General features: G+C 64.1%; 25 protein-coding genes and 1 tRNA gene. 13 read left to right on the plus strand and 13 right to left on the minus strand.

Annotated elements, in window-relative coordinates; all coding sequences use genetic code 11:
• Window positions 1–11 precede the first annotated feature (11 nt).
• The 6 genes from J7S20_RS02820 to J7S20_RS02845 all read right to left on the minus strand — a co-directional run bounded on the left by J7S20_RS02820 (window position 12) and on the right by J7S20_RS02845 (window position 8049).
• Entirely contained in the window at window positions 12–905 is an 894-nt protein-coding gene (locus tag J7S20_RS02820; protein WP_284052711.1) for an acyl-CoA thioesterase, read from the minus strand.
• Window positions 905–2032, minus strand: a complete 1128-nt coding sequence (locus J7S20_RS02825; RefSeq protein WP_284052712.1) for an acyl-CoA dehydrogenase family protein — start codon at window positions 2030–2032, stop codon at window positions 905–907. The genes J7S20_RS02820 and J7S20_RS02825 overlap by 1 nt, the downstream gene beginning before the upstream one ends.
• Before the next feature lie 147 nt (window positions 2033–2179).
• On the minus strand, window positions 2180–3367 hold the full coding sequence (locus J7S20_RS02830; protein ID WP_284052713.1) for an acyl-CoA dehydrogenase family protein: 1188 nt from the start codon (window positions 3365–3367) through the stop codon (window positions 2180–2182).
• 2 nt (window positions 3368–3369) lie between these two features.
• Window positions 3370–4686 (minus strand): amidase family protein, encoded by a 1317-nt coding sequence (locus J7S20_RS02835; protein WP_284052714.1) that lies wholly within the window; start codon window positions 4684–4686, stop codon window positions 3370–3372.
• The gene (locus tag J7S20_RS02840; protein ID WP_284052715.1) at window positions 4686–6713 is read right to left on the minus strand and encodes a 3-hydroxyacyl-CoA dehydrogenase NAD-binding domain-containing protein; all 2028 of its coding nucleotides are present in this window, start codon (window positions 6711–6713) and stop codon (window positions 4686–4688) included. The genes J7S20_RS02835 and J7S20_RS02840 overlap by 1 nt, the downstream gene beginning before the upstream one ends.
• A 115-nt stretch (window positions 6714–6828) precedes the next feature.
• A complete protein-coding gene (locus tag J7S20_RS02845; RefSeq protein WP_284052716.1) occupies window positions 6829–8049 on the minus strand; it encodes a serine hydrolase domain-containing protein in 1221 nt (406 codons plus the stop codon).
• 225 nt (window positions 8050–8274) lie between these two features.
• On the opposite strand from J7S20_RS02845, the gene J7S20_RS02850 reads away from it, so the two are divergent.
• On the plus strand, window positions 8275–9951 hold the full coding sequence (locus J7S20_RS02850; RefSeq protein ID WP_430980912.1) for a class I adenylate-forming enzyme family protein: 1677 nt from the start codon (window positions 8275–8277) through the stop codon (window positions 9949–9951).
• A gap of 24 nt (window positions 9952–9975) precedes the next feature.
• Here J7S20_RS02850 and glpK read toward each other — a convergent pair whose 3' ends face one another.
• Window positions 9976–11448, minus strand: a complete 1473-nt coding sequence (glpK, locus tag J7S20_RS02855; protein WP_284052718.1) for a glycerol kinase GlpK — start codon at window positions 11446–11448, stop codon at window positions 9976–9978.
• A gap of 218 nt (window positions 11449–11666) precedes the next feature.
• Between glpK and J7S20_RS02860 the strand changes: the two genes are divergently transcribed.
• Together J7S20_RS02860 and J7S20_RS02865 are read left to right on the plus strand one after the other, a co-directional pair.
• Entirely contained in the window at window positions 11667–12824 is a 1158-nt protein-coding gene (locus tag J7S20_RS02860; RefSeq protein ID WP_284053385.1) for an AI-2E family transporter, read from the plus strand.
• A gap of 43 nt (window positions 12825–12867) precedes the next feature.
• A tRNA-Asp gene (locus tag J7S20_RS02865) sits at window positions 12868–12944 on the plus strand.
• Between the two features lie 61 nt (window positions 12945–13005).
• On the opposite strand, the gene J7S20_RS02870 is transcribed toward J7S20_RS02865, so the two are convergent.
• The 4 genes from J7S20_RS02870 to J7S20_RS02885 all read right to left on the minus strand — a co-directional run bounded on the left by J7S20_RS02870 (window position 13006) and on the right by J7S20_RS02885 (window position 14449).
• The gene (locus J7S20_RS02870) at window positions 13006–13215 is read right to left on the minus strand and encodes a DUF2842 domain-containing protein (RefSeq protein WP_284052719.1); all 210 of its coding nucleotides are present in this window, start codon (window positions 13213–13215) and stop codon (window positions 13006–13008) included.
• A complete protein-coding gene (locus J7S20_RS02875; RefSeq protein WP_284052720.1) occupies window positions 13215–13772 on the minus strand; it encodes a 5-formyltetrahydrofolate cyclo-ligase in 558 nt (185 codons plus the stop codon). The genes J7S20_RS02870 and J7S20_RS02875 overlap by 1 nt, the downstream gene beginning before the upstream one ends.
• A 174-nt stretch (window positions 13773–13946) precedes the next feature.
• Window positions 13947–14249 carry a cell division protein ZapA gene (locus J7S20_RS02880; protein WP_284052721.1) on the minus strand — a complete coding sequence of 101 codons (303 nt, stop codon included), beginning with the start codon at window positions 14247–14249 and terminating at the stop codon, window positions 13947–13949.
• Window positions 14249–14449, minus strand: coding sequence for a hypothetical protein (locus J7S20_RS02885; protein ID WP_284052722.1), 201 nt, complete (start codon window positions 14447–14449; stop codon window positions 14249–14251). The genes J7S20_RS02880 and J7S20_RS02885 overlap by 1 nt, the downstream gene beginning before the upstream one ends.
• A gap of 156 nt (window positions 14450–14605) precedes the next feature.
• On the opposite strand from J7S20_RS02885, the gene tkt reads away from it, so the two are divergent.
• From tkt to J7S20_RS02905, 4 genes are all read left to right on the plus strand, one after another.
• Window positions 14606–16582 (plus strand): transketolase, encoded by a 1977-nt coding sequence (tkt, locus tag J7S20_RS02890; RefSeq protein ID WP_284052723.1) that lies wholly within the window; start codon window positions 14606–14608, stop codon window positions 16580–16582.
• 24 nt (window positions 16583–16606) lie between these two features.
• Window positions 16607–17614 carry a type I glyceraldehyde-3-phosphate dehydrogenase gene (gene gap, locus J7S20_RS02895; protein ID WP_284052724.1) on the plus strand — a complete coding sequence of 336 codons (1008 nt, stop codon included), beginning with the start codon at window positions 16607–16609 and terminating at the stop codon, window positions 17612–17614.
• Between the two features lie 110 nt (window positions 17615–17724).
• Entirely contained in the window at window positions 17725–18207 is a 483-nt protein-coding gene (locus J7S20_RS02900) for an MOSC domain-containing protein (RefSeq protein ID WP_284052725.1), read from the plus strand.
• On the plus strand, window positions 18182–19378 hold the full coding sequence (locus J7S20_RS02905; protein WP_284052726.1) for a phosphoglycerate kinase: 1197 nt from the start codon (window positions 18182–18184) through the stop codon (window positions 19376–19378). Before J7S20_RS02900 ends, J7S20_RS02905 begins: the two co-directional genes overlap by 26 nt.
• Here the strand turns inward: J7S20_RS02905 and J7S20_RS02910 are convergent.
• Window positions 19375–19890, minus strand: a complete 516-nt coding sequence (locus tag J7S20_RS02910; RefSeq protein ID WP_430980892.1) for a TlpA family protein disulfide reductase — start codon at window positions 19888–19890, stop codon at window positions 19375–19377. The genes J7S20_RS02905 and J7S20_RS02910 overlap by 4 nt on opposite strands.
• A gap of 44 nt (window positions 19891–19934) precedes the next feature.
• Window positions 19935–21170, minus strand: coding sequence for an MFS transporter (locus J7S20_RS02915; RefSeq protein WP_284052727.1), 1236 nt, complete (start codon window positions 21168–21170; stop codon window positions 19935–19937).
• Between the two features lie 132 nt (window positions 21171–21302).
• Between J7S20_RS02915 and J7S20_RS02920 the strand changes: the two genes are divergently transcribed.
• The 6 genes from J7S20_RS02920 (at window position 21303) to J7S20_RS02945 (ending at window position 26017) form a co-directional block, all read left to right on the plus strand.
• A complete protein-coding gene (locus J7S20_RS02920) occupies window positions 21303–22211 on the plus strand; it encodes a class I fructose-bisphosphate aldolase (protein ID WP_284052728.1) in 909 nt (302 codons plus the stop codon).
• A gap of 4 nt (window positions 22212–22215) precedes the next feature.
• Entirely contained in the window at window positions 22216–22887 is a 672-nt protein-coding gene (locus J7S20_RS02925) for an O-methyltransferase (RefSeq protein WP_284052729.1), read from the plus strand.
• Entirely contained in the window at window positions 22884–23552 is a 669-nt protein-coding gene (gene thiE, locus J7S20_RS02930) for a thiamine phosphate synthase (RefSeq protein WP_284052730.1), read from the plus strand. Before J7S20_RS02925 ends, thiE begins: the two co-directional genes overlap by 4 nt.
• Before the next feature lie 157 nt (window positions 23553–23709).
• A complete protein-coding gene (locus tag J7S20_RS02935) occupies window positions 23710–24345 on the plus strand; it encodes a M23 family metallopeptidase (protein ID WP_284052731.1) in 636 nt (211 codons plus the stop codon).
• Window positions 24346–24502: 157 nt separating this feature from the next.
• Complete coding sequence (efp, locus tag J7S20_RS02940) at window positions 24503–25066, plus strand: elongation factor P (RefSeq protein ID WP_284052732.1); 564 nt, start codon at window positions 24503–24505, stop codon at window positions 25064–25066.
• 129 nt (window positions 25067–25195) lie between these two features.
• Window positions 25196–26017 carry an inositol monophosphatase family protein gene (locus J7S20_RS02945; RefSeq protein ID WP_284052733.1) on the plus strand — a complete coding sequence of 274 codons (822 nt, stop codon included), beginning with the start codon at window positions 25196–25198 and terminating at the stop codon, window positions 26015–26017.
• The last annotated feature ends 4 nt before the right edge of the window (window positions 26018–26021 follow it).

A 26021-nucleotide genomic window follows, 5' to 3' on the forward strand; every position in this document is an offset into this window, starting at 1 on the left:
GCCAAACAGCGCTATTCGCGAAGGCGGATTAGCCCTTCTTGCGCAACGTCCGCAACCAGCTTTCCGTCTTGCGAAAAGATGCGGCCGCGGTTGAAACCGCGGGCATGGCCCGACCATGGGCTGTCGCAGGCGTATAGCAGCCATTCGTCGGCGCGGAACGGTTCGTGAAGCCATAATGCGTGGTCCAGGCTGGCATTCTGCATCCTGTTGGTCATCCAGTTGACCCCGTGCGGGATCATGGCCGTGCCGAGCAGCGACATGTCGGAGGCATAGGCGAGCATCGCGCGGTGCATCGCGGCGTCGTCGGGTAGCGCCGAGGAGACGCGGAACCAGCTATGCTGAACCGGCGGCCCCTTTTTCGGAGAGAACCAGTTGCGCGGGTTTACCGGGCGAATCTCGATCGGCCTCGGGCGCAGGAAGAAGGCGCGCATCTTTTCCGGCACCTGATCCTCTATTTCCGCGCGCAATTCGCTTTCGGACCGCAGGTCGTCCGGGCCCGGAACATCGGGCATCGCATCCTGATGGTGCAGCCCGTCTTCGGGTGCCTGAAACGATGCGGCCATATTGAGGATCGGCTTGCCGCGCTGCATCGCGATCACGCGGCGCGTCGCGAAGCTGCGCCCTTCGAAGTCGCGAACGACGCGGTAGATGATCGGATAGTCTTCGTTGCCCGGCCGCATGAAGTAGGCGTGGAGAGAGTGCGCGACCTTGCCATGCTCGTCGGTCGAGCGCTGCGCGGCCTGGAGCGCCTGCGCGATCACCTGTCCGCCGAACACGCGGCCGACGCCGCCCGGCTGGCGAGCTCCGCGATAGAGGTCGGTATCGACCTCCTCGACATCGAGCAGCTCGACGAGCTGTTTGGTGAGCGCTTCGGGGGTGGCGGGTCTCGAGTTTGTGTCTTCCATCAATATCCTGCTGCGCGGGCGAGTTGGTCGGCGTGATAATTGGCATCGCCGAACATTTCGGCAAGTACGCGCGCGCGCTTCATATAGAAACCGATGTCATATTCGTCGGTCATGCCGATGCCGCCGTGCATCTGCACGCCTTCCTGCACCGCCAGCGTGGTGGCGAGGCCGGTCATCGCCTTGGCCACCGAGACCGCGCCTTCGGCTTCTTCCGACCCGGCATCGAGCAGTTGCTGCGCCTTAAGGACGGCGGCGCGCGCCACCTCCATTTCCGAATAGAGATGCGCTGCGCGGTGCTGGAGCGCCTGAAAACTGCCGAGATGGGCGCCGAACTGCTTGCGTTCCTTCAGATAGTCGAAGGTCATGTCCATCGCGCCGCCGCCCACGCCGAGCATTTCGGCCGATGCGCCCGTGCGACCGGCCGACAGCAAAGCGCGAAGCGGGCCGGCACCCTGGTCGACCTCACCGATGACTGCGTCGGCATCGACTTCCACGCCGTCAAACGCCAGATGAGAGGCGAGGCTGGAATCGGCCAGCCGACGCGGGTCGGCGGTCATGTTGGCGGCATCCTTCGGGACCGCGAAAAGAGTGATGCCGTCCTTGTCGTCGGCTGATCCGGCGGTGCGCGCGGCGACGAGAACCAGGTCGGCGACATGACCGTGGGTGACGAATTGCTTGCTCCCCGTCAGCCTGAATCCGTTGCCCGAGCGTTCCGCTTTCATCGCGATGCCGGTGCCGTGTTTGGCCTTTTCGTCGATGGCGATGGCGGCGACGGTTTCGCCTGAGACGATGCCCGGAAACCAGCGATCACGCTGGGGCGAGTGCTTCAGCGCCTCGACCGCCGCGACCGCTGTCGAAAGGAACGGGGAGGGCGACAGGTTGCGGCCGATCTCCTCGAGCACCACGCCCGCTTCCACATTACCCAGTCCCAGCCCGCCATCGGTTTCGGGGATCAGGATGCCGGTAAAGCCCATTTCGGCGAATTGCTTCCACAGATCGCGGCTGAACCCGGTGGAATCACCAGCATCGCGAAGCTCGCGAAGGTGTTTTACGGGCGCGTGTTCGGCGACGAAATCCTTCGCGGTGTCGGCGAGCATCGTCTGTTCGTCGTTGAGGTAGAGGGGCATTCCATTCTCTCCGTCGCCCCTGCGGAGGCAGGGGGGCTATCGCTTCGGCCATGGGCCACTTTGGCTGAACTTGGCGGTGGCGATTGTTGTTGGCGTCGGTCCTTTGCGGGAAACAGTCATGGGTCCCTGCCTGCGCAGGAACGACCGTTAGGTTGAAGGCAACTCCAATATCCGCTTGGCGATGATATTGAGCTGGATTTCGCTGGTGCCGCCCTCAATCGAATTGCCCTTCGACCGCAGCCATGCGCGTGAGGCGGCGCCGCCGTTCGACTGTTCGCTGTCCCAGTCGAGCGCGTCGGAGCCGCCTGCGGCCATCGCCAGTTCGTTGCGGCTCTTGTTCAGTTCGGTGCCGTAATATTTCATCATGCTCGGTTGCGCGGGATGCGCGCGGCCTGCCTTCAGCTCGTCGATGAAGCGCTCCGACATCGCCGTGAAGGCCTTGGCGCGAACCTCGAACAGCGCAAGCTGGGCGCGCAGGATAGGGTCGGCGAGTCGACCGTCCTTATCGAGCCCGACGGTCGCGATCGCGCCGTCGATCAGCGGATTGCCGCTGCTGGTCGAAAGCCCCATGCCCGAGATCATCTCGCGTTCGTGGCCGAGCAGATATTTGGCGACGTCCCAACCCTTGTTCTCATCATGGATGCGGTTTGCCTTGGGTACTTTCACATCGTCGAAAAAGGTCTCGCAGAACGGCGAATAGCCGGAGATGAGCAGGATCGGCTTGGTCGAGACGCCGTCCGATTCCATGTCGAACAGCACGAAGCTGATGCCGCCCTGTTTCGATTCCTTCGACGTGCGGACGAGGCAGAAAATCCAGTCGGCCTTGTCGGCATAGCTCGTCCAGACCTTCTGGCCGTTGACGATGTAATGATCGCCCGCATCCTCGGCCCAGGTCTGCAATCCGGCGAGGTCGGACCCGGCGCCGGGCTCCGAATAGCCTTGGCACCAACGGATTTCGCCGCGCGCGATCTTCGGCAGATGTTCGAGCTTCTGCTCTTCGGTGCCGTATTTGAGGAGCGCCGGGCCAAGCATTGAGATGCCGAAGCTGTTGAGCGGATTGCGGGCGTTGATGCGCCGCATTTCCTCGCGAAGTATCTTGGTTTCGGCCGGGCTCAGGCCACCGCCGCCATATTCCTTCGGCCAGTCTGGCACCGTCCAGCCGCGTGTCGCCATGCGCTCCATGTAGAGCTTCTGGTCGGGGTTCTTCGAATAGTCGGCGCGGCGGCCGCCCCAGTTGACGTCGGCTTCGCTGCGCACGGGTTCGCGCATCGAGGCGGGGACGTTTTCTTCGAGCCAGGCCCGCGTTTCGGCGCGAAAGGTTTCAAGGTCGGACATGATCAGCTCCTCATGAGGGAGGCCGCCAGGCGCGCGACCGCGATCGCCTGATGGTCCTGATAGGTATCGGTGATGACCTGCGCGCCGATCGGCAGGCCGTCGGCATCGCGCGTGATCGGCACGCTCGTCGCGGGCAGGCCGGGGAAGGTGGCGAGGCCGGGAAAGGCGAATTGCGCGCCGAACGGCGTTTCCTCGCCGTCGATCGCCAGAACGCGATCGGCGAGCGGGGTGTCGTCGTGCGGGAAGGCATTGGTGCCGAGCACAGGCGCGATCACCGCGTCGAATTTTTCGAACAGCGCGTTCCACTGGCGACGGTTGCGCGCCTGCTGGTCTTGGAGGTCGAACCATTCGATCAGCGTCGGCTTGGGATGGTCGCCGACCGGCTGGCCGCGCGTCATCGCGATGTTCAGCATATGCATGTAGTCGCGGTGCTGCTGCGCGAGATCGGGAACGAGATCGGACGACCTGGCGACGGTCGCGCCTTGCCGTTCGAAGGAGTGCGCAACGTCGTCGAGCATCTTTCTCGTGTCGTCCGAGGTCACCGCTTTCGGGTGGTCGGCAAGGACAAGGATACGCCAGTCGCCGGTGTCGCGCGGTTCCGGGCGGGGGAGGGGCAGGTCGCCGACGATATCGAGCGCGCAGATCAGGTCGTCGGGATCGCGCGCCATCGGCCCGATCACCGATAGCACCGCTCGTGCGCCATCCGTCCCGGGGAAGAAATGGCCGTCGGTCGGCAGCATGCCGAAGGTCGATTTGTGGCCCCAAACTCCGCAGAAATGCGCAGGCACACGGATCGAACCGCCGATGTCCGAGCCCATTTCGAGCGGTACCATTCCGCTTGCGAGTGCGGCCGCCGCGCCGCCCGACGAACCGCCGCAGGTCCGGCTGTGATCGTGCGGGTTGTTGGTCCGGCCGTAATTGGGATTGTTCGATTGCAGATCGGCAAGACCGACGGGGATATTGGTCTTGCCGAGAATGACGGCGCCGGCGCGTTTCAGGCGCTTGACCGCGACCGCATCCTTTTTCGCGACGTGGTCGCGGTGCTCGGCAAAGCCCCAGCTCGTCTTGAGCCCGGCGACGTCATAGCTTTCCTTGACCGTCATCGGCACGCCGAGCAGCGGTGCCGTGTCGCCGGCGGCGAGGCGGCGGTCGGCCGCCTCGGCCAGCGCCCTTGCGCGGTCGAAATCGCGGATGACGACGGCGTTGATGTCGCCGTCGCGCTCCTCGATCCGCGCGATCGCCGCCTCGCACTCCGCGACGGCCGTTGACTGGCCGGCGCGGATTTGCTGGGCGACGTCTAAGGCGGTCCGGTCGGGCATCAGTTGAACCGTTCGCCCTTTTCGGCCTTCTGCTTCAGCAGCGGGGCGACGTCGAAGCCGTGCTTTTCAAGTCCCTCGACGATGGTCTTCAGCCCTACCGTGTCCGCCCAGAACATCGGGCCGCCGCGATAGACCGGCCAGCCATAGCCGTAGATCCACACGACATCGATGTCCGACGCGCGCTGCGCCTTGCCTTCCTCGAGGATCTTCGCGCCCTCGTTGACCATCGGATAGAGCGTGCGCTCTACGATTTCCTGCTCGGTCACCTCATGCTGTTCGGCGCCCGTTTTTTTGCGGAAATCCTCGATGATCTCGGCAACGCGCGGGCTCGGCGACGGATTGCGCTTGTCGTCGTAATCGTAGAAGCCCGCCTTCTTCTTCTGGCCCCAGCGGCCCTCGGCGCACAGCGCGTCGCGGATGCTTTCGATGCGGCTCTCGTCGCGGTGCCAGCCGATATCGACGCCGGCGAGGTCGGACATCTGGAACGGCCCCATCGGCATGCCGAATTCGACATGGACCTTGTCGATCTGTTCAGGCGTCGCGCCTTCCATGAGGAGCTTTTGCGCCTCGACCTGACGCGGCATCAGCATTCGGTTGCCGATAAAGCCGTGGCAGACGCCGGCGACGACCGCGACCTTCCGAATCTTCTTGGCGAGCGCCATGACGGTCGCCAGGACGTCCTTCGCGGTCTTGTCGCCGCGCACGACCTCGAGCAGCTTCATGACGTTTGCGGGCGAGAAGAAGTGCATGCCCAGGACATCCTCGGGCCGCGAGGTGCTGGCGGCGATCTCGTTGATGTCGAGATAGCTGGTATTCGACGCGAGGATCGCGCCCTTCTTGGCGATCTTGTCGAGCCGGCCGAAGATATCCTTCTTCACGTCCATATTCTCATAGACCGCCTCGATGATGAGGTCGCATTCGCCGAGCGCGTCGAAGTCGAGCGTGGGATTGAGTAGCCCCATCGCCTGCTCAACCTGATCCTGCGTGATCCGGCCCTTGGCAGCGGTATTTTCGTAATTCTTGCGCATGACGCCCGTGCCGCGATCGAGCGCTTCCTGGTTCATCTCGACGATGGTCACCGGAATGCCCGCCGACAGGAAGTTCATGCTGATGCCGCCGCCCATCGTGCCGGCGCCGATGACGCCGACGCGCTTGATGTCGCGCTTCTGGATGTCATCGGGCACGTCGTCGATCTTGGCCGCCTTGCGCTCGGCGAAGAAGATATGGCGCTGCGCCGCCGACTGGACGCCCATCATCAGCTTCATGAATTCCTGGCGTTCGAACTGGATGCCTTCTTCAAACGGTACCTCGGTCGCCTTGACGACGCAGGCGATGTTGGCGGCGGGCGCGTCGAAACCGCGGAAGCGGCGGGCGTTCTTCTTCTTGAACTCTTCGACCGCCTGCGGATCGGGCTTGGCGTCCATCATGCTCGCGCGCGGCAGTGGCGTCTTGCCGATCATCTCGTTTGCGAAGGCGAGAGCGTCCTCGACAAGGCTGTCCTCACCGGCGAGGCGGTCGACCAGCCCGGCGTCCTTCGCCTTCTTGGCCGAGATCGGATTGCCCTTCGCGGTCATTTCCAGCGCGAGCGGGACGCCCGCGATGCGCGGTGCGCGCTGCGTGCCGCCGGCACCGGGAAGCAGGCCGAGCTTCACTTCGGGGAAGCCGAGCTTCGCCGAGGGGACGGCGATGCGGTAGTGGCAGCCGAGCGCAACCTCGCAGCCGCCACCGAGCGCGGTGCCGTGGATCGCGGCAACGACGGGCTTGTCGCAGGCTTCGATCATGTCGACGAGGACGGGCAGGGCCGGTTCCTGCATCGGCTTGCCAAATTCGGTGATGTCGGCGCCGGCGAAGAAGGTCTTGCCGTCGCAGCGGATGACGACCGCCTTCACCGCGCTGTCGCCCTGCGCTTCCTTGATCCCGGCCTCAAGGCCTTGGCGGACCGCGGCGCCGAGCGCGTTGACGGGAGGATTGTCCGAAATGATGACGAGCACGTCGCCGTGGCGTTCGGTGCGGATGGGGGATGTCATGTGTTGTTCTCCTTTGCTGCTCCGTCATTCCGGCGAACGCCGGAATGCAGAGCCGATCTGTGTTGCGCCCGCCGCTCTGGATCCCGGACCAAGTCCGGGATGACGGGCAAAAATTTCAAGTCAGCGCCGAATAGATCAGCGTCTTCAGTTCGCGGCGGATGGGGTAGGTGTTCGACGGGCTGACCTGGGTCATGAAGACCATGTGCAGCCGCTCGACGGGGTCGATGAAGAACGCCGTCGAAAACATTCCGCCCCAATAATATTCGCCCTTCGATCCGGGGATCATCGATTTCGCGACATCGTCGGTCACCGCGAAGCCGAGGCCGAACCCGGTTCCGGCATTGGCGGCTTCGCTGAACAGCGATTTGGACATGCTCGACAGGTCCGATTCGCCCGGCAGATGGTTCATCGTCATCAGGTCGATCGTCTTGCGACCAACGATGCGGACGCCGTCGAGTTCACCACCATTGAGGCACATCGTGCAGAAACGGTGATAGTCGAGCGCCGTCGAGACGAGCCCGCCGCCGCCGGAGACGAGCTTCGGCTTGCGCGACCATGCCGAGGATTCGCCGCGATCGTACATCTCGCGCCCCTTGCCGGGCGCGAGTGTGTAGCAGTCGGTCAATCGGTCGAGCTTGCCTTCCGGCACCTGGAAGAAGGTGTCGTTCATGCCGAGCGGCCGAAAGATATTTTCGGCCAGAAACGCGTCGAATGGCTGACCGGAGACGCGCTGGACGACGGCGCCGAGAATGTCGGTCGATACCGAATAATTCCATGCATCACCCGGCGAGAATTCGAGCGGCAGCTTGGCGACCGCGGCGACGAATTCGTCGAGCGTCAGCCCGCCATGCCAATTCTCCAGCTTGCCCTCGCGCATCGCGGCGTCGATGTTCGAACGGTTCTGGAAACTGTAGGTGAGGCCGGAGGTGTGGCGGAGCAGATCGACCATCCGCATCGGCTGCGCGGTCGGCCGGGTGACGAAGGGAACGCCGCCGCCACCGCCGTCATAGACGCCGACGCCCTTGAATTCGGGAAGGACGTGATGGACCGGCGTATCGACCGCGACCTTGCCCTGTTCGACCAGCGTCATGAATGCGATCGACGTGATCGGCTTGGTCATCGACGCGATGCGGAACAGCGAGCCCTCGTCGATCGTCTTGCCGCCTTCGCGCGCGGCGCCCTGATGTGAAAAATGTACCGGCTGGCCGTCGCGCGCGATCAGCAACTGCGCGTTCGGCAGCTTGCCCGAGTCGATATAGCGCTCTTTCAGGAAGTCATCGATCCGCGCCAATCGACTGGCGTCAAAGCCATGCTTGTCTGCGCGTGCGATTTTCATCAGGCCTCCATACCTCCGGTTCGAATCGCGTTTTGCCGCGATCATCTTTTCTGCGCATTATCTATTGCCTTGAGCGCTGCCTGAATCAACACTAACGTTCGTGAAAACGGGTTGCCCGAGCAAACCCAACATTCAAGACCGCGAAGAGAGGACGCCTTGGCCACCGAACCCCTGATCGAACTCGACCCGTCCTGGCCCAAGCTCAGCCTGGCTGAAATACAGGACATGCTGTGCGCACCCGGCCAGCGTTTCGAAATGGATATGGCGACCATTCGGGGCGTGCCGACGCGCGTGTGGAAGAATGCGCCGCCCTCGCTTGGGGCGCTGATCCAGCTCTCGCGCGGCCATGGGGCGCGGCTGTTCACCATCTATGAGGATGAACGCGTCACCTACGAAGCGAACTACCGCGCGGTCGCGCATCTTGCGACCAAACTGCGCGAGATGGGGGTGGGGAAGGGCGACCGCGTCGGTCTTGCCATGCGCAACCTGCCCGAATGGCCGGTGATCTTCTTCGCCGCGACCAGCATCGGCGCGATCATCGTTCCGCTGAACGCCTGGTGGACGGGCGGCGAGCTCGAATATGGCATCAACGACTCGGGCGCGAAAATCCTGTTCCTCGACGGCGGCAGGCATGGGCGGCTGGCCGAACATTATCCCAATATGACGAAGCTCGAGCGTGTTTTCGTCAGTCGCACCGATGCCGAACTGGACGGCAAGTTCGGCCATTTCGAGGAGCTGATCGGGGGCGCGAAAACCTGGGCCAATCTGTCTGACATCGCGTTTCCGTCCGCCGAGATCGCGCCCGATGACGATGCGACGATTTTCTATACCAGCGGCACGACCGGCAATCCGAAAGGCGCGCTGGGCACGCACCGCAACATCGTCACCAACATATTTTCGGGCGGATATTCGGCAGCGCGATCCTATCTGCGCCGCGGCGAACAGCCGCCCGAGCCCGAACCGCGCACCTCGTTGCTTGTCATTCCGCTTTTCCATGTGACGGCATGCAGTGCGGGAATGATGACGACGATCGCCAGCGGATCGGCGATGGTCTTCATGTACAAATGGGATCCCGTAAAGGCGATGGAGATCATCGAGCGCGAAAAGGTCGCGATGACGGGCGGCGTGCCGACGATCGCGTGGCAGCTGCTCGAACACCCCGATCGCGACAAATACGACCTGTCGAGCCTTGAGAACATCGCCTATGGCGGCGCGCCCGCCGCACCCGAACTGGTCAAGCGCATCTATACCGAATTCGGTGCGCTTCCCGGCAATGGCTGGGGCATGACCGAGACGATGGCGACGGTGACGAGCCACGGTGCGGAGGATTATCTCAACCGCCCGACAAGTTGTGGCCCGCCGGTGCCGGTCGCCGACCTGAAGATCATGTCCGAAGACGGCGAACGCGAACTGGCCGTAGGGCAGGTCGGCGAGCTGTGGGCGAAGGGGCCAATGATCGTGAAGGGCTATTGGAACAAGCCCGAGGCGACGACTGCAACCTTCGTCGATGGATGGGTGCGCACCGGCGACCTTGCGCGGCTCGACGAGGAGGGCTTCTGCTTCATCGTCGATCGCGCCAAGGACATCGTCATCCGTGGCGGCGAGAACATCTATTCGTCGGAAGTCGAAGACGTACTCTATTCGCATCCGGCGGTCACCGATGCCGCGCTGATCGGTATTCCGCACCGCACGCTGGGCGAGGAACCGGCGGCGGTCGTGCACCTCGCGCCCGGAATGACAGCGACCGAGGCCGAGCTTCAGGACTGGGTGCGCGAGCGTCTGGCGGCGTTCAAGGTTCCGGTGGCGGTGCGCTTCACCGACGAAACGCTGCCGCGCAACGCCAATGGCAAGATATTGAAGCGCGAGCTGAAGACCTTGTTCCCGTCGGAGCAGGCGGCTTAGCCGGGAGCGGTTCCGGCCAGCATCTTAGTCGTGCGCGGCGCCGAGCACGCTTTCTACGGCGTGCTGCCAGCCGTCGAGCCGTTTCTGGCGCACGGTCTTGGCAATCGTCGGTTCGAACTCGTCGACGGCTCCGCGCATCGCGGCGGCAGCGTGGAGGTCTTCGAACCATCCGCAGCCCACGCCTGCGAGCATCGCTGCGCCCAGCGCCGTGGTCTCGGCAAATTGCGGGCGCTCGACAGTGATCGCGAGCATGTTGGCGAGGTCCTGCGCCATCCAGTCGTTGGCGACCATGCCGCCGTCGATCCTGAGCCGCGACCAGTCGGCGCCGTCGGCGGCAAAGGCAGTCTTCAGATCGACCGTCTGATGCGCCATCGCCTCAAGCGCGGCACGGACGATGTGCGCACGCCCGGTCGAAAAGCTCATGCCCGAAATCGCGGCGCGCGCGTCCGGTTGCCAGTGCGGAGCGCCGATGCCGCTCAGCGCCGGCACGCAATAGACGCCGCCATTGTCGGTGACGCTGCGCGCGATTTCCTCGGTTTCGGCGGCCGTTCCGATCAGTCCCACCGAATCGCGTAGCCACTGGATCAGGCTGCCCGCGACGAAGATCGATCCCTCGAGCGCATAGGTGCGTTTGCCGCCGATCTGCCAGGCGACCGTCGAGAGCAGGCGCTTGCGCGACTTGGGCGGCGTGCTGCCCGCATTGGTGAGGACGAAGGCGCCCGTGCCATAGGTACCCTTGCTCTCGCCTTTTTCGAGGCAGGCCTGTCCGATCGTCGCCGCCTGTTGATCGCCCGCAAGTCCGCAGATCGGGATTTCGCCGCCGAAAAGGGTGGTCGTGCCGAACTGCCCGGCACAGTCGATGATCTCCGGCAAGGCATCGCGCGGTGCGGAGAACAGGTCGATCAGGCCGTCGTCCCAGCTGCCACTGCCCAGTGCCATCATCAGCGTGCGCGATGCGTTGGTCGCGTCGGTGACGTGCAGGCCGCCGGTGAGCTTCCATATCAGCCAGCTCTCGACGGTGCCGATGGCGAGACGGTCGCCTGCTTCGGCGACCTCGGGCAGATTGTGCATCGCCCACGAAATCTTCGAGCCTGAAAAATACGGGTCGAGCAGCAGGCCGGTGCGCGCCTGGACCGCGCTCTCCTCGCCCGACTGGCGGAGCTTGCGGCAGAAGGCGGCGGTGCGGCGGTCCTGCCAGACGATGGCGGGAGCGAGCGGTTCTCCCGTGACGCGGTCCCAGAAGATAATCGTTTCGCGCTGGTTGGTGATGCCGATCGCGGCAATACGCTCCGGCCCGCCGGCCTTTTCGACCATCGCCTGCGCACAGGCGAAAGTCCGGTTCCAGATTTCGGCGGCGTCATGTTCGACACGGCCGGGCTCGGGATAATGCTGCGTCAGCTCGGCGGAGCGGCTGCCATGGCAGGCGCCGCCCTGATCGAACAGCATCGCGCGGGTCGAGGTCGTCCCTTCGTCGAGGACCAGAATATATTGCGACATGGTGGGCACGCTAGAGCCTGTGCCGGTGCCGGGCAACGCTTGCGGCGCGCGAAAGCATTGATCGAGATTGGGCGCTGACCTGATTACAAGCGCGCCCGTTCGCGTTAGAGTGGCCTTGCAGGTCGAAAGGGAAAAGATTGAACGATCAGTCGGGCATCGGAGAAGCCGAGGTTAGCAACGCATCGCCGGTCGACGATGACGTCGCCGAACGCGAACGGATGCTGCGCGATGCGGTTGCCGCCGAAGAGCTTCGCCGCGACCGTCTGCTCGCGGGGCTGACGCTGGTCGCGACGATCGGCCTGCTGCTCGCCATTCCCTTTGCGCTGCAGGCCGGGTCCGAATTCTTTCTTCCGCTGACGGCGGCGATCGTCGTCGCCATCGCGCTGGTGCCGGTCCTCGAATGGCTCGAGCGGCACCGGATGCCGGCACCCTTCGCATCGCTGATATGCGTGCTTCTGTTTCTGATCCTCGCCAACGCGGCGCTGGCGTCGATTGTCGTCCCCGCCTGGGGCTGGGCGCAGATCCTGCCCGACCGGATCGACCAGATTCAGCGCAACGTCGCGCCACTGATCGATTTCTATTCGAATCTCGAGCATTTCGTGAACCGGCTGATCCAGAACCTCGCCTCGGCGCCGGTGAATCAGCGCGAGGTCGTGTCGACCGCCGCGCCGCCGCAGTCGCTGATGGACCTGTTCACGACGTCCGCGCCGTCGGCGCTGATCGAGATGTTCTTTTCGATCCTCGTCATCTTCTTCTTCCTGTCCGGCTGGACCCGGCTGCGGCGGAGCGCGATCACGAGCCGGACAAGTTTCGACGGAGCGATGGCCACCGCGCGCGTTATTCAGGACGTGGTCGATGACACCTCGGCCTATCTCGGCACGATCACCGTCATCAACATCTCGCTGGGGCTGAGCGTGGCGCTTGCGCTGTGGCTGGTCGGGATGCCGACGCCGCTGATGTGGGGCGGTCTGGTCGCGGTGTTCAACTATATCCCTTATCTGGGTCCGATCGTCGCCGCGCTGCTGCTCGCCGTCGGCGGTCTGATGACCTATAATGATTTGTGGTGGGCGCTGTTGCCGGCGCTTATCATGATCGGCGCGCATCTGATCGAGGCGAACATCATCACCCCGACCATCGTCGGTCACCGACTGACGATCAATCCGATCCTGATTCTCATCTCGCTCAGCTTCTGGGGCTGGGTGTGGGGGACCCCCGGCGCGCTGCTGGCGGTGCCGCTGCTCATCATCATCCAGACGATTCTGGAGGCCGCGGGCAAGCCCGACATCGCCGGTTTCCTGTTCGAACACGGCACGCTGGTCCACGATCCGGCGCCGCCGGAAAAAACTTCCGGCGAAAATGGTGCGCAATCCGGTTGACACCCCGGAATCGCTCCTCTAACAGCCGCCTCCTCGCTAGCACGCGGGTGTAGCTCAGTTGGTTAGAGCGCCGGCCTGTCACGCCGGAGGTCGCGGGTTCAAGTCCCGTCACTCGCGCCATTTTCTGCTGGTGAATTTTCCTCACCGCACGGATTTGGCGAAAGGTTTCGAGCGACGTCGCTCAGGCTTTCCAGCGCCCGGTTTCCATCCAGCGAAGCAACGGCTTCAGCGGTGCGATCCAGATCATCCCGGTGACGATATAAACGAGCAGTTGCACGATCCCGGGAAGCGAGCCGATTCCTGCCGAGAAGCTGGCGATAAGCACGACCCAGAGCGCGATCAGCGCCAGGATCATCAACATTCCCGCTGGTTTGCGCCAGGTCGGCTGCATCAATCTTCCTTTTCCAGATAAGCGCGTTCGGTGACGATCGCGTGGAGCGGTATGTCCCACGAATCGCTGGGAAGCGAATCGGTTTGCTGTACCGACCATGCGACGCCCAGCCGCCATGCCCGGGGATATTGGGCGAATGCCCGGTCGTAATGTCCCGCCCCCTGGCCCAGCCGGTTCAGATCGCGGTCAAAGGCGATCAACGGCGTCAGGATGATGTCGGGGGCAAGTTCCTCATCGCCCAGCGGTTGCCGCAGGCCAAACGGACCCTCGGCCAGATCGTGGTCGGGATGCCAGGCGAGGAAGCGCATCGGTGTCGCCTTGCCGGTGACATGGGGCAGCGCCAGGCGGGCGCCTGCGTCATGCGCCGCCATGTGGAGGTGGGAAGGATCGGCCTCCGCCCCGATCGGATGGTAGGACGCAACGATCAGGCCCGGTTTCAGCCGGGTGAGCAAGGCGCGCGGAGGCATGATGACCATCTGGTTCGACGCCGCGAACCGATCGCGTTCGGCGCGCATCTTCGCCCGCAGGGCTTGCTTGTGATCGTGGGGAAAAGTCATGTGGCGGGACCACCTTGAGGCCGTTTGCTCGAATATCCTCTGACGCCAGTAACGTCAGGTGGGCGCCGTGTGCATCGGGCCAGGGCCCGAACAGGGACAGCTCCCTTGGATGTTTCTATCGCCTCAGGGATAATCGCTAAAGCTCGTACCAGGCAGTGCCCGCCATGAGGATATTTAGGAGCTTGCGGTTTCGTCCTCAAGGGCGCTGGCAACTGCTTCGAGTCGGTCCGCGATGCGATCGAGCGTCGAATCGGGAACGCCCTTTGGCGGGTTGCGCCGCGCCTCTGCCAGTTCGTCGGCCAGCATCAGCGCGATGATGAGCATGGTGCGTTCGGCCGAAAGGCCGCCCGACGCCTTGATGGCGGTGTCGGCATGGTTGTCGAGCATCGCCGCCAGTTCGCGAAGTTGCGGTTCCTCTCCGTCGCGGCAGGCGACGGTATGGGCGCGACCGGCGACGTTCAGCGTGACTTCGGCCATTATTCGTCCGCCCCCTTGCCATCCTGACGCTCGATCAATTCGTCGAGCGCCTGCACCGCCTCTTCCATCCGCGCGCGCAGCTTGGCGTGTCGGCGCGCGATCGAGTCCGCGGCGAAGGCCCGGGCGGCGGCGGCCTTTTCTATGCGCGCCAATGCCTTCTCGATGCGATCCATGGTTGCGTCTGAACTGTCATCGGCCATGCAGCATGGATAAGCCGGGCGCGGGCGGGCGGCAAGCACCGGTCGCCGGTTGACGAAGGCGGGTCGTCGCCCCAAAGGCGTGGCAACCAACGATTCGCCGGTGCAGACTCCGCTTCGTCCGGCGCGCCCATTGTCACGCCGTTTCCGGAGAGCGCGATGCCCGTTACCGACACCGACCTCGCCAACGCGATCAGAGCCCTTTCGATGGATGCGGTTCAGGCCGCGAATTCGGGCCATCCGGGCATGCCGATGGGCATGGCAGACGTCGCGACGGTGCTGTTCACCCGGTATCTGAAATATGATCCGGCGGAACCCAAATGGGCCGACCGCGACCGCTTCGTGCTGTCGGCGGGGCATGGGTCGATGCTGCTCTATTCGTTGCTCCATCTGACCGGCTATGCGCGTCCGACGATCGAAGACATCAAGAATTTTCGTCAGGTCGGCAGCCCGTGCGCGGGCCACCCGGAAAATTTCGAACTGCCGGGTGTCGAATGCACGACCGGGCCGCTGGGGCAGGGGCTGGCGATGGCGGTCGGCATGGCGATGGCCGAGCGGCACCTGAATGCCGAGTTCGGCGATGACCTGGTCGATCACCGCACCTGGGTGATCGCCGGCGACGGATGCCTGATGGAAGGCATCAATCACGAGGCGATCGGGCTTGCCGGGCATCTGAAGCTGGGCCGGCTGATCGTGCTGTGGGACGACAACAAGATCACCATCGACGGTGATACCGGTTTGTCGACCAGCGAGGATATTCCCGCGCGATACGAAGCGACCGGCTGGCACGTCGTCGAATGCGACGGGCATAGTTTCGCCGATATTTCGCGGGCGATGGATGCGGCGGTGAAGGACGACCGGCCGACGCTCGTCCGTTGCCGCACGATCATCGGCAAGGGTGCGCCCAACAAGCAGGGTACGGCCAAGACGCACGGTTCGCCGCTTGGCGATGAAGAGGTCGCAGCGGCGCGCAAGGAACTCGGCTGGGATTATCCGCCGTTCGAGGTTCCGGGCGACATTCGCGAGGTCTGGCTGCAGAACGGAAAGAGCCGTGCTGCGCCTCACGCAAAATGGCAGGAACGCCTCGCAAATAGCGACCAGCGCGAAGAATTCGAACGCCGCATGGCCGGCGATCTGCCGCAGGGTTTTTCGGTCAGGGATCATGTCACCAGGCTGCTCGGCGAGCCGAAGACGGTGGCGACGCGCAAGGCGTCCGAGATGGCGCTTGAGGCAATCAACGCCGCGCTGCCCGAAACGGTCGGCGGGTCGGCCGACCTGACGGGGTCGAACAACACGCTGACCAAGGGGCTCGGCACGTTCGACCGCGACGATTACGGCGGCCGCTATGTCTATTACGGCATTCGCGAGTTCGGCATGGCCGCGGCGATGAACGGCATGGCGCTGCACGGCGGTGTCATCCCCTATGGCGGCACCTTCCTCGTCTTTTCCGATTATGCGCGTCCGGCGATCCGGCTTTCGGCGCTGCAGCGCGCGCGTGTCGTCTATGTGATGACGCACGATTCGATCGGACTGGGTGAAGACGGCCCGACGCACCAGCCCATCGAGCACATGATGAGCCTGCGCGTCATTCCCAATCTCGATACCTATCGCCCCGCCGATACCGTCGAGACGGCGGAATGCTGGGAGCTGGCGGTGTCGCGCAAGGACGGGCCGTCGCTGCTCGCACTCTCACGCCAGAACCTCCCGCAGCTTCGCGCGGAAGCGGAGGAAAATCGTTGCGCACGCGGCGCGTACCGGCTGAAGGCGGCGGAGGCCGAGCGCCGCGTGATCCTGATCGCCAGCGGTTCGGAAGTCGAAACCGCCGTCGAGGTTCGCGAAAAACTTGAAGCACGCGGTATCGGTGCCGATGTGGTGTCCATGCCGTGCTGGTCGCGCTTCGATGCCCAACCGCAGGATTATCGTGACGATATCCTGCCCAATGTCGCGCCCGAGAAAATCCTGCGTGTATCGATCGAGGCGGGAACGACGATGGGCTGGGAACGCTACACCATGGTGAACGGGCTGCGGTTCGGGCTCGACCGTTTCGGCGCTTCCGGGCCGGGTGCGCGGCTGTACGACCATTTCGAACTTACCGCGGGCGCGATCGAGGCGAAGATCGTCTCGACGCTCGGCTAACATCCAGACAGGAGATTTGGACAGATGACGAAGGTTGCGATCAACGGGTTCGGGCGCATCGGTCGCCTGGTAGCACGCGCGATCCTGGAGCGTCCGGATTGCGGGCTCGAACTGGTGACGATCAACGATCTCGCCGACGCCAAGTCCAACGCCTGGCTGTTCGAACGCGATTCGGTCCATGGCCGCTATCCGGGCAAGGTGGAAGTCGACGGCAACGACATCGTCATCGACGGCAAGAAGATCCACGTTACCGCCGAGCGCGACCCGGCCAACCTGCCGCACAAGGATAACGGCGTCGATCTGGTGCTCGAATGCACCGGCTTCTTCACCGACCGCGACAGCGCGCAGAAGCATATCGATGCCGGTGCGAAGAAGGTGCTGATTTCCGCGCCCGCCAAGAATGTTGACCTGACGGTGGTGTACGGCGTCAACCACGACAAGCTGACCAACGATCACAAGATCGTGTCGAACGCGTCGTGCACGACCAACTGCCTTGCCCCCGTCGCCAAGGTGCTCAACGACGAGATCGGCATCGAGCGTGGCCTGATGACGACGATCCACGCCTACACCAACGATCAGAAGATTCTCGACCAGATCCACAAGGACCTGCGCCGCGCGCGTGCCGCGGGTATGTCGATGATCCCGACCACGACGGGCGCTGCGCGCGCGGTGGGCGAGGTGCTTCCCGAGCTGAAGGGCAAGCTCGACGGATCGGCCGTGCGCGTGCCGGTTCCCGATGGCAGCCTTATCGACCTGACCTTCACGCCGAAGCGCGACGTGACCAAGGACGAGGTCAACGCGATCCTGAAAAAGGCGGCGGAAAGCGGTCCGTTGGCGGGTGTGCTCGCCTATACCGACGAGCCGCTGGTATCGATCGACCTCGTCCACACGCCGGCTTCATCGACGGTCGACAGCCTCGAAACCGCGGTGCTCGACGGCAAGCTTGTGCGCGTCGTGAGCTGGTACGACAATGAATGGGGCTTCTCGAACCGCATGGTCGACACCGCCGGCGCGATGGCGAAGCTCGGCTGAGCGTAGAATGACCCACCCCCGTTCGTGTCGAGCGACGTCGAGACACATGGCCGCGGTCTGTGCAGCGGCACTTCTCGAATACGTTCGAAGCGAACGGAGGGACGTTGCATATGAACGGTGAGCTCGCCGGCATTGCCCGCCATGGTCGTCCGCGCGGGCCCATGGAGACGCTCGACGCGATCGAGGTCAGCGTGGAGGGCGGGCTTGCCGGCGACTTTCGCGGCAGCGTGAAGCCGGGTGGCAAGGGTCGGCGTCAGGTGTCGCTGATCGAGGCGGGTGACTGGGATGCGGCGATGGCCGAACTTGGTCATAGCCTCGACTGGTGGAACCGGCGGGCCAATCTGCTGGTCGCGGATTTCGACCTGCCGCAGATGCCGGGAACGCGGGTCCGCATCGGCGACACGCTCGTCCTCGAAATCACGCAGGAATGCGACCCGTGCAGCCGAATGGAAGAAGTGGCGCCGGGGCTGAAGGCGGCGTTGACGCCCGACTGGCGCGGCGGCGCGCTCGCCAAGGTGATCACGCCCGGCCGTATCGCGGTCGGCGACAGGATAAGGATCGAACAGGATGCGCAGCTTCAAGACGCTGGATGACATGGGCGATGTGCGCGGCAAGCGCGTGCTCGTTCGCGAAGACCTCAACGTGCCGATGGCCGATGGCAAGGTGAGCGACGCCACGCGGCTGAAGGCGACGATCCCGACGGTTACCGAGCTTGCCGACAAGGGCGCGATCGTGCTGCTGCTCGCGCATTTCGGTCGGCCCAAGGGCGAGCGCAAGCCGGAGATGTCGCTGGCGCTGGTGACCAAGCCCTATGAGCAGGTGCTTGGCCGCCCGGTGCGGTTCATCGACGATTGCGTCGGTGAAGGCGCGCAGGACGCGGTCGCGACGATGGGCGAGGGCGATATCGCGATCCTCGAGAATACGCGATTCCATGCCGGCGAGGAAAAGAACGATCCCGCGCTTGCCGATGCCATGGCCAAGCTCGGCGACTTCTACGTCAACGACGCCTTTTCGGCGGCGCACCGTGCGCATGCCTCTACCGAGGGGCTCGCACACCGTTTGCCCGCCTTTGCCGGGCGTGCGATGCAGGCCGAACTCGACGCGCTCGACAAGGCGCTGGGCAATCCCGAGCATCCTGTGGCTGCGGTCGTCGGCGGGGCCAAGGTTTCGACCAAGCTCGACGTGCTCAAGCATCTGGTCGGCAAGGTCGATCATCTGATCATCGGTGGGGGCATGGCCAACACCTTCCTCGCCGCGCGCGGCGTCGATGTCGGCAAGAGCCTGTGCGAGCACGACCTGACCGACACTGCCGAGGCGATCATGGACGCCGCCGACAGCGCGGGCTGCACCGTGCACCTGCCCTATGACGTGGTGGTGGCAAAGGAATTCAAGCCCAACCCCGAAACGCGCACTGTGAACGTGCACGAGGTTGCGGCGGACGAGATGATCCTCGACATCGGTCCGGCGGCGACCGAGGCGCTGGCCGATGCACTCAAGACGTGTAAGACGCTGGTGTGGAACGGTCCGCTGGGCGCGTTCGAGACACCGCCGTTCGACGTCGCGACGGTAACGCTCGCCAAGACGGCGGCGGCGCTGACCAAGGAAGGTCAGCTCGTGTCGGTCGCCGGTGGCGGCGATACCGTCGCCGCGCTCAATCAGGCGGGCGTTGCGGACGAATTCAGCTTCGTCTCGACCGCGGGCGGCGCGTTCCTAGAATGGATGGAAGGCAAGGACCTGCCCGGCGTCGCGGCGCTTGCTTCTTAATTCAGGGGGGTGCCTTCGGGGGCAGGCTCGTTGAGCAGCGGAACCAAGATGCTGTTAAGCGTGTCGAGATCGAACGCCCCGGCCTTCGCATAGCGGATCAGGCCTGCTCGTCCGATGACGTAGTTGGTCGGAACCGCACCGAGGTCGTGATAGGGGCCGGATACCCTGCGAACCGCAGGTATCGCCATCGCGGCGAAAAGCTTTCGCATCCTGTAAAGCGGCACCGAGTCCTGCGTCGTGATCGCAAAAACCTTCAGGCCATGCGCTTTCTGAACTCGGTAATATCGGTCAAGCAACGGCAGTTCCTCGCGGCAGGGCGCACACCAGGTCGCCCAGAAGTTGAGCACGACGACCTGACCGCGAAGATCGCTTAAGCGAACCTTCGTTCCGTCAACCAGATATAGTTTGAAATCGGGTGCGGGCTGATTGAGTTCGGGCGATTCGGCAACTGCCGGACTGAGCGACGCGCCCAGGCTAAGCATGGCAAATGCGATAACCAGTCTGCGTTTCATGATATCCCCCCCCAAACAGGTCGTGCCGCCTGACGGGGCGGGCGTCAAGCGGGCGAGTTGCCCCCAGCGCTGTTTGTTGTGGCGCTGGCACCGCGATCAAAAAAGATGAACACGATCAGCGTGATGCCACCCATCGCGGCGCCGGTGAGCGCGCTTAGCGTCCAGCCACCGCTTTCGAAGGTGGCCGAACCGATCAGCGATCCGCTGGCGCCGAATACGAACATGACGGTCATATAGGCTGCATTGACGCGGGCACGCGCTTCTTTGGACAGCGCGAAGATGATCTTCTGCCCCGTGATCTGGTTGAGCTGCACGGCCGCATCGATCAGCACCGCGGTAACCGCGAAGGCGATTACGCTGGTTGCGGCGGCCGCAAAGTCTGCGCCGACGAACGATAGCGTCAGCATCAACAGCGCGCCGAGCGACGTCCACCACATCAGCCCGCGATCGGCCAGGCTGCCGGCGAGCGGCGCGGCCAGCGCGCCACCTGCTCCGGCGAGCGCGAACCAGGCGACCTGTTCCTGGCTGAAATCGAAATTGTGGAGCAGTTCAAGCGGTGCCGCCGTCCAGAACAAATTGAACGCCGCGAACAGCATCGCCTGGTAGAATGCGCGCAGGCGAAGCGCTCGATACTGCCGGAGCTGCCCGGCAACCGACGCCAGTATCTGACCATAGCCCAGCTTGCCCTCCGGCCGCCGTTCGGGACAGTAAACGAAGAGCGCGAGCCAGATTGCGGTCATCAGCGCCGCCGATACGTAGAAGATCGACCGCCAACCAAGAAGGTGGGCGAGAAAGCTGGCCGCGGGCCGGGCGAGCATGATCCCGAACAGCAATCCGCTCATGATCGTGCCGATAACGCGTCCCTGGCGCTCCTCGGTCGCAAGGTGCGACGCCAGCGGTAGCAGAACCTGCGCGCCCGTCGCGCAGACGCCGGTAACCAGCGATGCAGCGAGGAAGATCGCCGGGCCGCCCGAAAGTGCTATGCCGACGCTGCCGAGGATCGCGCCGAACGTCGTCACGAGCGCCAGCCGCTTGTTCTCGAACAGGTCGCCAAGGGGGACGAACAGTGCGAGACCCGCGCCGTAGCCGAGCTGCGTCAGCGTGGTGATCGAGCCCGCGATTTGAGGCGAAAGGCCGACCTCCGGCCCGATCGTGTCGATCAGCGTCTGCGCATAATAGAGATTTGCAACCAGCGCGCCGCACGCGATGGCGAGGAGCAGCGTCAGGCCTTTGGAAAGGTTGCGCTGGGCGGGCGGTTGCGATGGAGAGGGCGCGTGCATCGCACCCCATAGAGGAAGCCGAAGCGCATAGCGCAAGTGACTGCGCCGCAATCTTCGTTGCAGCATACAGGGTGGCTGGCTATCAGGCGGACCACATACGAATGCATAACCATAGCCGACGGGGAAGAACTGATGACGCCGACTGTTAAGGCCATTCTCGACAAATATGAATCGGATTGCCCGGGGACGAAGGCGAACCTGGCGCGCATGTTGATGCAGGGCAGGCTCGGCGGGACGGGCAAGATGGTCATCCTGCCCGTCGATCAGGGGTTCGAGCATGGCCCGGCGCGCAGCTTCTCCGTAAACGAACCGGCCTATGACCCGCATTACCATTATCAGCTGGCGATCGATGCCGGGCTTTCGGCCTATGCGGCGCCGCTCGGCATGCTCGAAGCGGGCGCCGACACTTTCGCGGGGCAGATACCGACGATCCTGAAGCTGAACAGCGCCAACAGCTGGGCGACCGAGCGCGATCAGGCGGTGACCGGCAGCGTCGACGATGCGCTGCGCCTCGGCTGTTCGGCGATCGGTTTCACCGTCTATCCGGGGTCGGAGCATTTCTTCGACATGGCCGAGGAAATCCGTGAACTGTCGCTGGAGGCGAAGTCGGTGGGACTGGCCACCGTGATCTGGTCCTACCCGCGCGGTGGCGAGCTTTCCAAGGCGGGTGAACTCGCGCTCGACGTCGGCGCCTATGCCGCGCACATGGCGGCGCTGCTCGGAGCGCACGTCATCAAGGTGAAGCTGCCGACCGACCATATCGAGCAGAAGGAAGCGCAGAAGGCGTATGAGAATTTCGACGCCTCGACCCAGGCTAAGCGCGTGGCGCATGTCGTAAAGAGCTGTTTCAACGGGCGCCGGATCGTCGTGTTCTCGGGCGGCGCGGCAAAGGGTTCGGACGCCGTATATCAGGACGCGCGCGATATTCGCGACGGCGGTGGCAACGGCTCGATCATCGGTCGCAACACCTTCCAGCGGCCGCGCGACGAAGCGCTGGCGATGCTCGACAGGATCATCCGGATTTACAAGAACGAGGAATAAATCCTTGGCCGACAACGACTGGCGCGCGGTCGATACGTATATCGAGGAACATCTGATCGCGCGCGACGGTGCGCTCGACGATGCGCTGGAGGCCAATGTCCGGGCGGGGCTGCCAGCGATCGACGTGTCGCCGGCGCAGGGCAAGATGCTGCATCTGCTGGCGCGGATGTCGGGCGCGAGGCGCATCCTCGAGATCGGGACGCTGGGCGGCTATTCGACCGTCTGGCTGGCGCGCGCGGTGCCCGATGGAGGTCGCGTCGTGACGCTGGAGATCGATCCGCATCATGCCGCGGTCGCGGCCGGCAATCTCGAACGTGCCGGGGTCGCGGACCGGGTGACGGTTCGCGTCGGCCCGGCGCTTGAAGCGCTGAAGGACATGCTGGAGAACGACGAAGCACCGTTCGATTTCGTGTTTCTCGACGCTGACAAGGAAAACAATGCCGACTATCTGCGTGCGGCAGTGGCGCTATCGCGGCCGGGTACGGTGATCGTGGTCGATAACGTTGTTCGTGAAGGCGGAGTCCTCGACGGCGACAGCAGCGACTCCCGGATCGTGGGTACGCGGCGGCTGTTCGAAGCGATTGCTGCCGAGCCGCGCCTCGACGCAACGGCGGTGCAGACGGTCGGCGCAAAAAAATGGGACGGATTTGCCTTGATGATCGTTGGCGACGAATGACAGACGAACTCGACCCCGGCTTTGCCGACAGCTTTGAACGCGAAGATCGTGATCCCTGCCAGCTCTACCTGATTTCCCCGCTCGATGTGTCGGGCGATTTCGTCGAGCGATTGGCACGCGCGCTGGATTCGGGGCCGGTTGCGGCGTTTCAGTACCGCGTGAAGGACATCGACCAGCATGCCGCGGCGCGTGCGGCCGAGCCTCTTCAGGCGCTTTGCTCCGACTATGACGTTGCCTTTATCGTCAACGACAGTGTCAGCCTGGCCAAGCGGCTCGGCGCCGACGGCGTGCATCTCGGCCAGAACGACGGCGACCCGCGCGAGGCGCGGAGCATCCTCGGCCCCGATGTACAGATCGGGGTTACGTGCCATGACAGCCGCCACCTCGCGATGGAGGCGGGCGAGGCTGGGGCCGACTATGTCGCGTTCGGAAGCTTCTATCCGACCATCACCAAGGAGGTGAGCCATAGGCCCGATCCCTCGATCCTCTCCTGGTGGACCACGCTGTTCGAGCTTCCCTGCGTCGCGATCGGCGGGATCACGCCGGACAATGCCGCGCCGCTGATCGAGGCGGGGGCAGATTTTCTGGCGGTGTGCGGAAGCGTCTGGAATGGCGACGAGGCCACGGCGGTGCGCGCCTTCGCAAAGCTGCTCGACCGGGGCTGAGGCCGCGACCGGGAAACAGTTCGGCGAAAAATCGTTCTTCTCCGGTAGCTTCGACTGCTGAAAGGACGTTCGTGCGAAACCAATTGCCTGATTTGGCGGGCCTTGCGCCCGTTTTCCCTGTCGCCTGTCTGGCCCTGATCAGGCGTGAAGCGGCGTGATGCTGTCACGCTTTGGATGGGTGATGGTCTCGCTCATGCTGGTTGTCGTGGCGCTTTTCGCCGCGACTACACGCGTGATCTCCGTCGCGCCGGCGCCTACGGAGGCCGCTACACCGGCGAGCGAGCGGCTGATGACCTTCGGCACGCCCGATCGGGTTGATCAGCCCGCTACGCTGGCCGCCAAGCCCGATCTGCTTACCGTCCCGGTAGCCGACGTTTCGCGCAGCGCGTTGAAACCCAATTTCGGAGACCCCCGCGGGGAAGGCGGGCGCACGCATGAAGGGCTCGACATCATGGCGCCGCAAGGGGCTCCGGTCGTGGCCGCGGCACCGGGAACGATCGAGAAGCTCTATTTCAGCGAAGGCGGCGGCGGGATCACGATCTATGAGCGCTCATCCGATGGCAAGACGACCTATTATTATGCCCATCTCGACCGATATGCGCCCGGACTGCACGAGGGCCAGAAGGTGAAGGCGGGCGAGTGGATCGCGAGCGTCGGCGATAGCGGCAACGCTGGGGTCGGCAACTACCATCTGCATTTTGCGGTGTCGCGCATGGGGCCGAAGGATGGCTGGTGGCAAGGAACCCCGGTCGACCCTTATCCGCTGCTTGTCGGGACGACAGGCCCGAGCTGACTGATCTCCGTATCGCCGGTGTCCCGGTCGCGGACCGATGGTGGTCGGTCGCAACCGCCATCGCGGGATTGCCCTTCGCGGGTAGAGCCCTTAAAGGGCCGCGCACGAGACGGCTTGTCGTGAGCCGTCATAATGCTCTTTCCAAACGGGTAGACCCATGAAGATCAGCGGCGTGGACATTCGTCCCGGCAACATCATCGAATATGAGGGCGGCATCTGGCGCGCCGTCAAGATTCAGCACACCCAGCCCGGCAAGGGCGGCGCCTATATGCAGGTCGAGATGAAGAACCTCATCGACGGCCGCAAGACCAATGTGCGCTTCCGTTCGGCCGAGACGGTCGAGAAGGTCCGGCTCGACACCAAGGACTTCCAGTTCCTGTTCCAGGACGGCGACATGCTGACCTTCATGGACAAGGACACGTTCGAGCAGATCACGCTGCCGACCGACATTCTGGGCGACGCAGCGGCGTTCCTTCAGGACGGCATGGATGTCGTCATGGAACTGCACGAGGAAAAGCCGATCAGCGTTCAACTGCCCGACCAGGTCGAGGCCGAGATCGTCGAGGCCGACGCCGTCGTGAAGGGTCAGACCGCATCGTCGTCGTACAAGCCCGCCGTGCTCGACAACGGTGTGCGCATCATGGTTCCGCCGCACATCAGCGCGGGAACCCGCGTTGTCGTCGATGTGTACGAACAGGCATATGTGAAGCGGGCCGAATAGCCTGATTTTTCCCTCCCGCAGGCGGGAGCGGATCGAGGGGTGGGCGCGCGCTGAGTTGCGAATGCCACCGTTTGCGGTCGACCGGGAGCCCACCCCCGGCCCCTCCCGCAAGCGGCAGGAGAGATTGTTGTGGTTGCCCATTCCGGCCTTCTAACCGTCATGGAGCGCGCTGCGCGCAAGGCTGCGCCGCGCCTTCGCCGCGACTTCAACGAGGTTCAGCACCTGCAGGTCAGCCGCAAGGGGCCGGCCGACTTCGTGTCGATGGCCGATCAGCGCGCCGAGCGCACGCTGTACGACGAACTCAAGAAAGCGCGTCCCGATTGGGGCTTTCTGCTCGAAGAGGGCGGTGAGATCGAAGGCGATCCCGACAAGCCGCGCTGGATCGTCGATCCGCTCGACGGCACGACAAACTTTCTCCACGGCATCCCGCATTTCGCGATCTCGATCGCGGTGGAAGACCCGCACGGCAGCCAGGGCAAGCCCGAAATCACGACCGCGCTCGTCTATCAGCCGCTGACCGACGAAAGCTTCTGGGCCGAAAAGGGGAGGGGTGCATGGCTGCACGACGGGCGGCTGCGCGTATCGTCGCGTCGCAATCTCGACGAGGCGCTGATCGCGACCGGCATCCCGTTCCTCGGCCATGGAAATTTTGCGCAGTGGAGCCGGATTTTCGGCGCGGTTGCTCCCGAGGTTGCGGGGATTCGCCGGTTCGGATCGGCGGCGCTCGATCTCGCCTGGGTGGCGGCCGGTCGGTATGACGGGTTCTGGGAAAGCGACCTGAAGCCGTGGGATGTCGCGGCGGGGCTGCTGCTCGTCCGCGAAGCAGGCGGCTTCGTCACCGATTTTCGCGGTGCCGACCGCGCGATGGAGCGCAGCGAGTTCCTCGCAGCCAACGACACGCTGCATTCCAAGCTGCACAAGCTTGTCGCGGGGGCACTGCGCAACCGCTGATCAA

The sequence above is a fragment of the Stakelama marina genome (assembly GCF_018122655.1).
Classification (GTDB): Bacteria; Pseudomonadota; Alphaproteobacteria; order Sphingomonadales; family Sphingomonadaceae; genus Sphingomonas; species Sphingomonas marina.

Excerpts from the sequence above, each read along its gene's own strand:
- J7S20_RS02850 (WP_430980912.1), top strand. The coding sequence starts at position 8,275 with ATGCTGTGCGCACCCGGCCAGCGTTTCGAAATGGATATGGCGACCATT.
- J7S20_RS02920 (WP_284052728.1), top strand. The coding sequence starts at position 21,303 with ATGACGCCGACTGTTAAGGCCATTCTCGACAAATATGAATCGGATTGC.
- glpK (WP_284052718.1), bottom strand. The coding sequence starts at position 11,448 with ATGTCGCAATATATTCTGGTCCTCGACGAAGGGACGACCTCGACCCGC.
- J7S20_RS02870 (WP_284052719.1), bottom strand. The coding sequence starts at position 13,215 with ATGCAGCCGACCTGGCGCAAACCAGCGGGAATGTTGATGATCCTGGCG.
- J7S20_RS02935 (WP_284052731.1), top strand. The coding sequence starts at position 23,710 with ATGCTGTCACGCTTTGGATGGGTGATGGTCTCGCTCATGCTGGTTGTC.
- thiE (WP_284052730.1), top strand. The coding sequence starts at position 22,884 with ATGACAGACGAACTCGACCCCGGCTTTGCCGACAGCTTTGAACGCGAA.
- J7S20_RS02840 (WP_284052715.1), bottom strand. The coding sequence starts at position 6,713 with ATGACATCCCCCATCCGCACCGAACGCCACGGCGACGTGCTCGTCATC.
- J7S20_RS02825 (WP_284052712.1), bottom strand. The coding sequence starts at position 2,032 with ATGCCCCTCTACCTCAACGACGAACAGACGATGCTCGCCGACACCGCG.
- J7S20_RS02915 (WP_284052727.1), bottom strand. The coding sequence starts at position 21,170 with ATGCACGCGCCCTCTCCATCGCAACCGCCCGCCCAGCGCAACCTTTCC.
- J7S20_RS02875 (WP_284052720.1), bottom strand. The coding sequence starts at position 13,772 with ATGACTTTTCCCCACGATCACAAGCAAGCCCTGCGGGCGAAGATGCGC.
- J7S20_RS02905 (WP_284052726.1), top strand. The coding sequence starts at position 18,182 with ATGCGCAGCTTCAAGACGCTGGATGACATGGGCGATGTGCGCGGCAAG.
- J7S20_RS02835 (WP_284052714.1), bottom strand. The coding sequence starts at position 4,686 with ATGCCCGACCGGACCGCCTTAGACGTCGCCCAGCAAATCCGCGCCGGC.
- J7S20_RS02830 (WP_284052713.1), bottom strand. The coding sequence starts at position 3,367 with ATGTCCGACCTTGAAACCTTTCGCGCCGAAACGCGGGCCTGGCTCGAA.
- J7S20_RS02860 (WP_284053385.1), top strand. The coding sequence starts at position 11,667 with ATGCTGCGCGATGCGGTTGCCGCCGAAGAGCTTCGCCGCGACCGTCTG.
- J7S20_RS02820 (WP_284052711.1), bottom strand. The coding sequence starts at position 905 with ATGGAAGACACAAACTCGAGACCCGCCACCCCCGAAGCGCTCACCAAA.
- efp (WP_284052732.1), top strand. The coding sequence starts at position 24,503 with ATGAAGATCAGCGGCGTGGACATTCGTCCCGGCAACATCATCGAATAT.
- J7S20_RS02885 (WP_284052722.1), bottom strand. The coding sequence starts at position 14,449 with ATGGCCGATGACAGTTCAGACGCAACCATGGATCGCATCGAGAAGGCA.
- J7S20_RS02880 (WP_284052721.1), bottom strand. The coding sequence starts at position 14,249 with ATGGCCGAAGTCACGCTGAACGTCGCCGGTCGCGCCCATACCGTCGCC.
- J7S20_RS02910 (WP_430980892.1), bottom strand. The coding sequence starts at position 19,890 with ATGAAACGCAGACTGGTTATCGCATTTGCCATGCTTAGCCTGGGCGCG.
- J7S20_RS02900 (WP_284052725.1), top strand. The coding sequence starts at position 17,725 with ATGAACGGTGAGCTCGCCGGCATTGCCCGCCATGGTCGTCCGCGCGGG.
- J7S20_RS02845 (WP_284052716.1), bottom strand. The coding sequence starts at position 8,049 with ATGAAAATCGCACGCGCAGACAAGCATGGCTTTGACGCCAGTCGATTG.
- gap (WP_284052724.1), top strand. The coding sequence starts at position 16,607 with ATGACGAAGGTTGCGATCAACGGGTTCGGGCGCATCGGTCGCCTGGTA.
- tkt (WP_284052723.1), top strand. The coding sequence starts at position 14,606 with ATGCCCGTTACCGACACCGACCTCGCCAACGCGATCAGAGCCCTTTCG.